This window comes from Streptomyces sp. NPDC054840 (genome assembly GCF_053611065.1).
The window spans coordinates 1-7,692 of record NZ_JBSGZP010000346.1 but is presented as its reverse complement, the minus strand read 5'-3'; the positions used below and the strand labels follow the sequence as shown (position 1 = coordinate 7,692).

The following is a 7,692-nucleotide window of genomic DNA, read 5'->3' as shown; positions in this document are numbered from 1 at the left end:
GTGCGGAGCGGACGGCTCAGTACTGGGGACGCCGGAAGTAGTCGCCGGCCTTGGCGAGACCGATGATGATGGTGAGGCCGAGGGCGAGGGAGACCAGCGACGGCAGCACCGTGATGAAGGTGGCGCCGGCCTGGGTGTGCTCGCTCGCACTGATCGCGACCAGGTACACCAGCACGCCGAGAGCGGCGAAGAGGGTCTGGAGCGAGCCGTAGACGATGCCGGAGACGCGCACTCCGCCGCGGCCCTTGCCCATCTTGGCCGCGGTCAGGATGGGCCACAGGGCGAAGCCGATGAAGAGGACGCCCACGACGACGCCCGCCGTGCCGGCGATGGCACCCGCGTCCTCGGCGGAGGAGCTGGAGGATTCCGAGAGCGCCGCGGCGAACACCGCACTGCCGATGATGAAGAACAGACCGCCCAGGGCCTGCAGGGCACCCACGATGAAGAGGATGACGCGCGCGGCCTTCGCCCCGCCCGGCATCTCCATGTGGGCCCCGGGGTATCCGCCCGGACCGCCCGGATAGCCGCCCGGGTAGCCCTGCGGGGCCTGCTGCGGGTAGCCGTAGCCGTTCTGCGGTGGGATGCCCTGCGGGGCCTGCTGGGGGTAGCCGTAGCCGGGCTGGCCCTGGGGGGCCTGGGGCGGCTGCTGTCCGTACGGATTGTGCGGGTCGCCGAAGCTCATGGTGGGGTGTTCCTCCGTGTGGTGCAGGGACGCACGGCACGAGCGCGGAGGAATCCTGCACGGTGCGGTCCCGCCCCCCGGCACTGCCCGCGGCACTCAGTCGCTTCATCGTGGTCCGACCGGCCGTTACTTGTCCAGCCTGTCGGGCTACGGGCCGTGACTTGTTGTGCAAGTGCAATGAACCCTGAGCCCTTGCGAGTGCCTTGACTGGAACCGGGGCCACCTCATCCGGGAGGATGGGGTCATGACCGCCCAGATTCTCGATGGCAAGGCCACCGCCGCAGCGATCAAGTCCGAACTGACCGCCCGCGTGGCGGCCCTGAAGGCCCGGGGCATCACCCCCGGCCTCGGCACCCTCCTGGTCGGTGACGATCCGGGCAGCCGCTGGTACGTGAACGGCAAGCACAAGGACTGCGCCGAGGTCGGCATCGCCTCGATCCAGCGCGAACTGCCCGGGACGGCCTCCCAGGAGGACATCGAGGCGGTCGTCCGCGAGCTCAACGCCAACCCGGAGTGCACCGGCTACATCGTCCAACTCCCCCTCCCCAAGGGCATCGACACCAACCGGGTCCTGGAGCTGATGGACCCGCTGAAGGACGCCGACGGCCTGCACCCCATGTCGCTCGGCCGGCTGGTGCTGAACGAGCCGGGACCGCTCCCCTGCACCCCGTACGGGATCGTCGAACTGCTGCGCCACCACGACGTCGGCATCAACGGCGCGCACGTCGTCGTCCTCGGCCGGGGCATCACCGTCGGGCGGTCCATCGGCCTGCTGCTGACCCGCAAGTCCGAGAACGCCACCGTGACGCTCTGCCACACCGGTACGCGCGACCTCTCCGCGCAGCTGCGGCAGGCGGACATCATCGTCGCGGCGGCCGGTGTCCCGCACCTGGTCAAGCCGGAGGACGTGAAGCCGGGCGCGGCCGTGCTCGACGTGGGCGTCAGCCGGGACGGGGAAGGGAAGATCGTCGGCGATGTGCACCCCGGCGTGGCCGAGGTGGCCGCGTGGATCTCGCCGAACCCGGGCGGAGTGGGCCCGATGACCCGGGCCCAGTTGCTCGTCAATGTCGTCGAGGCGGCGGAACGGACCACCAGTGCGGGCTGAATCGGACGCGGAGAACGCGGCGGACGGCGGCTCGGCCAGGGCGAACGGCACCCCCGTCGCCCCGGTCGTGCCCGCCACGCCCGGCGTGCCCGTCACGCCGGCCGGTCCCGACACGGCCGGTCCTGGCGCGGCCGGTCCCGGCACGGCCGGTCCTGGCGCGGCCGGTCCCGACACGGCCGGTCCCGGCACGGCCGGGGCCGAGCCGGCGGCCAGGTCCCGCCGCTTTCCCTCCATCACCCGGGACACCGCCCGCCCCGAGGGCAGCGGTCGCGCCGTCCCCGGGGCCGTGTCCACGTCGGCCCGTCAGTGGCCGATGCTCAGTGTGCTCACCGCGACCGCGGTCGGGCTGCTGGCCACGGCCTTCGGACACCCGCGGGTCGGCTGCCTGGCCATCGGCCTGGCTCTGATCGCGGCGTCGGTCATGCGGCGCGTGCTGCCCTCGGTGGGGATGCTCGCGGTCCGCTCCCGCTTCACGGACATGATCACCTACGGTCTCCTCGGTGTGGCGATCACGCTGCTCGCCCTGGTGATGGCGGCGCCCAAGCCGTGGCTGGTGGTCCCGTTCATGGAGAGTGCGGTCCGCTTCACCGTGCGGTGAGCGGCGCGGGTGATGCGGGTGATGCGGGTGACGTGAGGGCCGTGAGCGACGTGGGCGACGTGGGCGACGTGGGCGCGGCCGACGTGGCCGCGACGGCCGGCCGGGGGCCCCGAGCCCGCCCGGACCAGGACGTCCGGCATCCGCCCCGGGTCCGACAACGCGGGGCACCGGACGGGACGGATCTTCCTGGCCGAACAACGGTCCGAGACGCGCTTGAACCTTCGAACGCAGGGATCCGTGTGCCGTGCACCACAGGGACCCGGGGATTAGCCCGGTCCCGGGTCGGATAGCCTGACCGCGGATGTCTCTTCACGTCAAGATTCTGGGAGCGGCGTCCTCCAGCACATGGGGCAGGGACGCCCCACCGCCAGCTGTCTAACGGAGAAGGCCATGACCCGCACTCCCGTGAATGTCACCGTCACCGGCGCCGCCGGCCAGATCGGCTACGCGCTGCTCTTCCGCATCGCTTCCGGTCACCTGCTCGGCGCGGACGTGCCGGTCAAGCTCCGACTTCTGGAGATCCCCCAGGGCATGAAGGCCGCTGAGGGCACCGCCATGGAGCTCGACGACTGCGCCTTCCCGCTGCTCGCCGGCATCGACATCTTCGACGACCCGAACCAGGGCTTCGACGGTGCGAACGTCGCGCTGCTCGTGGGCGCCCGCCCCCGTACCAAGGGCATGGAGCGCGGCGACCTGCTCGCCGCCAACGGCGGCATCTTCAAGCCGCAGGGCCAGGCCATCAACGCGCACGCCGCGGACGACATCAAGGTCCTGGTCGTGGGCAACCCGGCCAACACCAACGCGCTCATCGCGCAGGCCGCCGCCCCGGACGTACCGGCCGAGCGCTTCACCGCGATGACCCGCCTGGACCACAACCGCGCGATTTCGCAGCTGGCCGCCAAGACCGGCAGCGCCGTCTCCGACATCAAGCGCCTGACCATCTGGGGCAACCACTCGGCGACCCAGTACCCGGACATCTTCCACGCGGAGATCGCTGGCAAGAACGCCGCCGAGGTCGTGAACGACCAGGCGTGGCTCGCCGACACCTTCATCCCCACCGTCGCCAAGCGCGGCGCCGCGATCATCGAAGCCCGTGGCGCGTCCTCCGCGGCCTCGGCCGCCAACGCCGCCATCGACCACGTGCACACCTGGGTCAACGGCACCGCCGAGGGCGACTGGACCTCGATGGGCATCCCGTCGGACGGCTCCTACGGCGTCCCGGCCGGTCTGATCTCCTCCTTCCCCGTCACCTGCAAGGACGGCAAGTACGAGATCGTCCAGGGCCTGGACATCGACGAGTTCTCCCGCACCCGCATCGACGCCTCCGTCCAGGAGCTGTCGGAGGAGCGCGACGCGGTGCGCGAGCTCGGCCTGATCTGAGCCGGTCGCCCGACCGAACCGATCCGCTCCTGCGAAGGGCCCCGGCGCATTGCGCCGGGGCCTTTTGGCGTGATCGGGCCTGTCGCGCTCCTGATGATCGCCTTATCGTTTCCCTCCGCACACCGAAAGGGGGATTCGGTGACAAGCACCGCGGATGACAGAACTCCTGTGCACCCTTCGCTCAGCGAAGCCGGCCGGCTGCTGTGCGCCGGCAGCTATCTCGACGCCGCGTACCGCGACCGGGTGATCCAGGAGCTCTACGTCCACGAGGAGCGCTTCGTGGCGCCCTCCTACGGCTTCGACGCCGCCCGCGTCCTCGCCCACGCGCTCCAGGCCCGCCGCGCCGAAGCGGCCTGGGCCTCGGCCGTCCTGGCGGTGTGGGGCCTCGGCCTGCTGCTGGCCCAGCCGCTCCTGCTCTTCCTGCTCCTCCCGGCCGGCTTCCTCAGCGGCGCCGGACGGATCGCGCGCCGCCGGGCGGCCACGGCGCGCGGCAGCCGTTTCCTCGAACTCCTCCTGCGCGGCTGCGGCTACGTGCTGCTCGTCGGCGTCGGCCTGGGCGTGCTCCAGGGCGCCCTCGAAGGCGAGACGAACGTCGGAGGGGCCGACGACTCGCTCGTGATCTACGAGCACATCCTGGGCGAGATCGAGCGGGAGCCGTTCACCCTCCTCTTCGGGCTTCCCGAACTCGGCTATGTCGTCGCGGGAGCGTACGCCTGGACCGCCCTGATCGTCTTCGCCCTGCTGACCCTGGTCGTCGGCCTCCAGCGGGGCCACTTCGCCCGCGTCATCAGCACCTCGCTCAGCCGGACGCGGTACGCCGACCCGAACGCCGACCCCGCATCCGGCAGTCGCTTCGCCAAGGTCCGCGACCGGATCCTGCGCACCCAGCACAGCCGCCTGGTCATCTACAACGTCGACAACCCGTTCTGCGGCGCCGGCGCGGCCTACCGCCCCTGGCACCTGTCGGTCGAGCTGCGCCCCCGCACGGAAGGGACCCCGCCCGAACCGCTGGACAACGAGCGGATCGTGGCCCGGATCCGGCCACGGCTGGAGGCCCTGCGCATCCCGTCGCCGCACGGCTCGCCGGAGGCCGAGCAGGCCGTACTGGACCGGCTGCGGGAACTGGTCATCGACGAGTGCGTGTTCCTGCCGGCCTCCGGACTGCCCGTGGCGCACGAGCCGGACCTCTCGGACCGGGCGTTCGACGTCCACCGGGCCGGAGCCGTGGAGGAGGGCGGGGAACGCCGCCGCCACTTCCTGCGGGTACGGGTCGGGGGCTGGGACGAGAACCTCGTCATCACCGTCTTCGTACGCGTCCACACCCAGGGCGGGATGCTGATGCTGGAGGTGGCGCCGCACGTGCTGCTGCCCGTACGGCCCGAGTTCCAGGAAGCCGACGACGTGGCCCGGCGCCACCTGCGGAACAACCCCTTCGCCAAGGCGGTCTGGGCACTGCGGCACGCCCCGCGCTCGCTCTCCAAGGCGCTCACCACCCTGTCCGGCGGCAGCCGCGGCCCGTGGCAGATCGCCACGGAGGGCCACGGCGGCGCGCTCCCGGCCGGTCCGGCCGTCTCCGTACGTGAGCTGGCGGCGCAGGAGGACGCCTCGCTGTTCCAGCTGATGGACCTGGACCGGTACCTGAAGACCATCCAGGACCGGATCGTCGGCGGCGTGACCCTGGCCCTGCACGAAGCGGGCTGGCACACGGAGGAGTTCGCGCAGCGGGCGGTCACCGTGGCGGAGGGCGGGGTGTACATCCAGTCGGTGAGCCACAGCGCCTTCAGCGTGGGCGGCAGCGGACACAACAACCGGACGAGCCACCACACGGACAGGGGAGAGCGGCAGTGACGCAAGACGGGGGAACCGGCGAGGTGCGGATCAACCGCATCGAAGGCAGCACCTTCAGCATCGGCGGCACCGACATCACCAACACCACCGTCCACCACGGCGGTACGGGGGCCGACGCCCCGGGCGCGGCGGAACTGCTGGAGGCCGTACGGGAGCTGCGCATCGCCCTCGTCCACCTGCCCCGCAGCGCCGACCGCTCGGCGCTCGACGCCGAACTGGACGAGGCCGCCGGCGAGCTGGAGGAGGCCGGGGAGATCCGGCCCGGCCTGCCCGCCCGGCTGAGGGGTGCGCTCCAGCGCTGGGCCCCGCTGGTGGACTCGGTGAACGCGGCCGCCGCCCTCGGCGGGCTGCTCGCCTCCCTGGGGAGCTGAGCGGTGGCCACGGGCGGCGGCGCCCACTGGAATCCGCAGTCGCAGCGCTGGGAGTGGGCGGATCAGCCGGCCCCGCCCCCGCCGACCCCGCCCCCGCCACCCTCGTACCTGCCGCCCTCGTACCCGCCGCGCCCGCCAGGGGGCGGTCAGGGCGGCCCGGGCCGGGAGCGGCCGTGGAAGGTTCCGCTGCTGGTGGCCCTCGGGGCCGCGGTGGTGGGCGGCTGCGCCGTGGCGGGGTGGCTCGTACTGGGCGACGAGGAGCCGAAGGCGCCCGCCGCGGCCCCGTCGGCCTCGGGGAGCCCGGCCGCGCCGTCCGGTACGGGTCCGGTCCCGGTGCCGAGCACCGCGGCGCCCTCCCCGTCAGCCGCGGCGCCCTCGGTCCCGCCGCCGTACACGGTGGTCCGCGACGACGGCGGCTTCTCGGTCGCCGTGCCCACGGGCTGGGAGCGCAGCCTCGACGAGGACGGCAGCGGCTCCTTCTACCGCCGCCCCGGGGACCGCAGCGCGCTGATCCAGGTCTTCCGCGTCACCGAGCCGGACAGCGTCGGAGCGTGCGAACTGCTGCGGATCTCCTCGCAGAGCCTCGGGAAGCGGCCCGGCTACCAGGAGGTCTCCCTCGATCCGGCGCCCGGTGAGTCCTGCGAGCTGGTGTACGAGTACGACAACCAGGAGTCGCACGGACGCCGCCGCGCGATCGAGCGGATCACCGTCGCCCCGGACGGCAGGCGGTGGGCGCTGCTGGCGGCCGGTCCGGCCGCCGACGGCACCGCGGTGCGCGCGAACCTGACGGCGGCCGTCGAGTCCTTCAGGACGGACTGACGGGTCTGACCGGACTGACCGGACTGACCGGACTGACCGGACTGGCCGACCGAACCGGCCGGACCGGACTACTTGTACATGCCCGGGGTGTAGTGGCCCGGAACCATGCGGGTGGTGACTCCGATGCGGTTCCAGACGTTGATCGTCGCGATCACGGCGATCAGCTGGGCCAGCTCGCGCTCCTCGAACTGCTCGGCGGCCTTCTCGTAGACCTCGTCGGGCACGAAGCCGTCCGTCAGGACGGTGACCGCCTCGGTGAACTCGATCGCGGCGAGCTCCTTCTCGGTGTAGAAGTGCCGCGACTCCTCCCAGGCACCCAGCTGGACGATGCGCTCCACGCTCTCGCCTGCGGCGATCGCGTCCTTGGTGTGCATGTCGAGGCAGAAGGCGCAGTGGTTGAGCTGGGAGGCGCGGATCTTGACGAGCTCGACCAGGGAGGGGTCCAGTCCCTTCTTGGAGGCGATCTCCAGAGCCAGCACGGCCTTGTAGACCTCGGGGGCGAGCTTCGCCATGTGCAGGCGCGGGGTGTGCTCGGGGGCGTGTTCGTGTGTGGTCGTCATGTGAGCCACCCTAGGAGCCGGGCGGCCCACCGATATGGTCCATATTCATGACGGAATCGTGGGCCACTTTCGGCGCCGACCTCCACCTGCAGCTGGACCTCACGGCCGGACGCCGGCTGCGGGCCGGGCTCACCGACGCCCTGCGCGAGGCCGCGCGCAGCGGTCGGCTGGCTGCCGGGACCCGGCTGCCGTCCTCGCGCACCCTCGCCGCCGACCTGGGCATCGCCCGGAACACGGTCGCCGAGGCGTACGCCGAGCTCGTCGCCGAGGGCTGGCTGACGGCCCGCCGGGGCTCCGGCACCCGCGTCGCCGAACGGGCACGGCCGCGC

Annotated in this window: 9 protein-coding genes; 7 read left to right on the top strand and 2 right to left on the bottom strand. The window is 72.3% G+C overall.

What is annotated here, in order from left to right:
* Positions 1-16: 16 nt before the first annotated feature.
* Positions 17-682 (bottom strand): hypothetical protein, encoded by a 666-nt coding sequence (locus ACWGIU_RS23055; RefSeq protein WP_453708613.1) that lies wholly within the window; start codon positions 680-682, stop codon positions 17-19.
* A gap of 244 nt (positions 683-926) precedes the next feature.
* On the opposite strand from ACWGIU_RS23055, the gene ACWGIU_RS23050 reads away from it, so the two are divergent.
* From ACWGIU_RS23050 to ACWGIU_RS23025, 6 genes are all read left to right on the top strand, one after another.
* Positions 927-1,787: a bifunctional methylenetetrahydrofolate dehydrogenase/methenyltetrahydrofolate cyclohydrolase gene (locus ACWGIU_RS23050; RefSeq protein WP_030712694.1), complete on the top strand. Its 861-nt coding sequence runs from the start codon at positions 927-929 to the stop codon at positions 1,785-1,787.
* Positions 1,777-2,385 carry a DUF3017 domain-containing protein gene (locus ACWGIU_RS23045; RefSeq protein ID WP_453708611.1) on the top strand — a complete coding sequence of 203 codons (609 nt, stop codon included), beginning with the start codon at positions 1,777-1,779 and terminating at the stop codon, positions 2,383-2,385. The genes ACWGIU_RS23050 and ACWGIU_RS23045 overlap by 11 nt, the downstream gene beginning before the upstream one ends.
* Positions 2,386-2,775: 390 nt before the next feature.
* On the top strand, positions 2,776-3,765 hold the full coding sequence (locus ACWGIU_RS23040; RefSeq protein ID WP_453708609.1) for a malate dehydrogenase: 990 nt from the start codon (positions 2,776-2,778) through the stop codon (positions 3,763-3,765).
* A gap of 138 nt (positions 3,766-3,903) precedes the next feature.
* Positions 3,904-5,613 carry a hypothetical protein gene (locus tag ACWGIU_RS23035; protein WP_453708607.1) on the top strand — a complete coding sequence of 570 codons (1,710 nt, stop codon included), beginning with the start codon at positions 3,904-3,906 and terminating at the stop codon, positions 5,611-5,613.
* The gene (locus ACWGIU_RS23030) at positions 5,610-5,984 is read left to right on the top strand and encodes a hypothetical protein (RefSeq protein ID WP_453708606.1); all 375 of its coding nucleotides are present in this window, start codon (positions 5,610-5,612) and stop codon (positions 5,982-5,984) included. The genes ACWGIU_RS23035 and ACWGIU_RS23030 overlap by 4 nt, the downstream gene beginning before the upstream one ends.
* A 3-nt stretch (positions 5,985-5,987) precedes the next feature.
* Positions 5,988-6,803: a hypothetical protein gene (locus ACWGIU_RS23025; protein ID WP_453708604.1), complete on the top strand. Its 816-nt coding sequence runs from the start codon at positions 5,988-5,990 to the stop codon at positions 6,801-6,803.
* Positions 6,804-6,871: 68 nt separating this feature from the next.
* Here ACWGIU_RS23025 and ACWGIU_RS23020 read toward each other — a convergent pair whose 3' ends face one another.
* Positions 6,872-7,363: a carboxymuconolactone decarboxylase family protein gene (locus ACWGIU_RS23020; protein WP_189970456.1), complete on the bottom strand. Its 492-nt coding sequence runs from the start codon at positions 7,361-7,363 to the stop codon at positions 6,872-6,874.
* Between the two features lie 47 nt (positions 7,364-7,410).
* Between ACWGIU_RS23020 and ACWGIU_RS23015 the strand changes: the two genes are divergently transcribed.
* On the top strand, positions 7,411-7,692 hold a 282-nt coding region (locus ACWGIU_RS23015), incomplete at its 3' end, for a GntR family transcriptional regulator (RefSeq protein ID WP_453708602.1).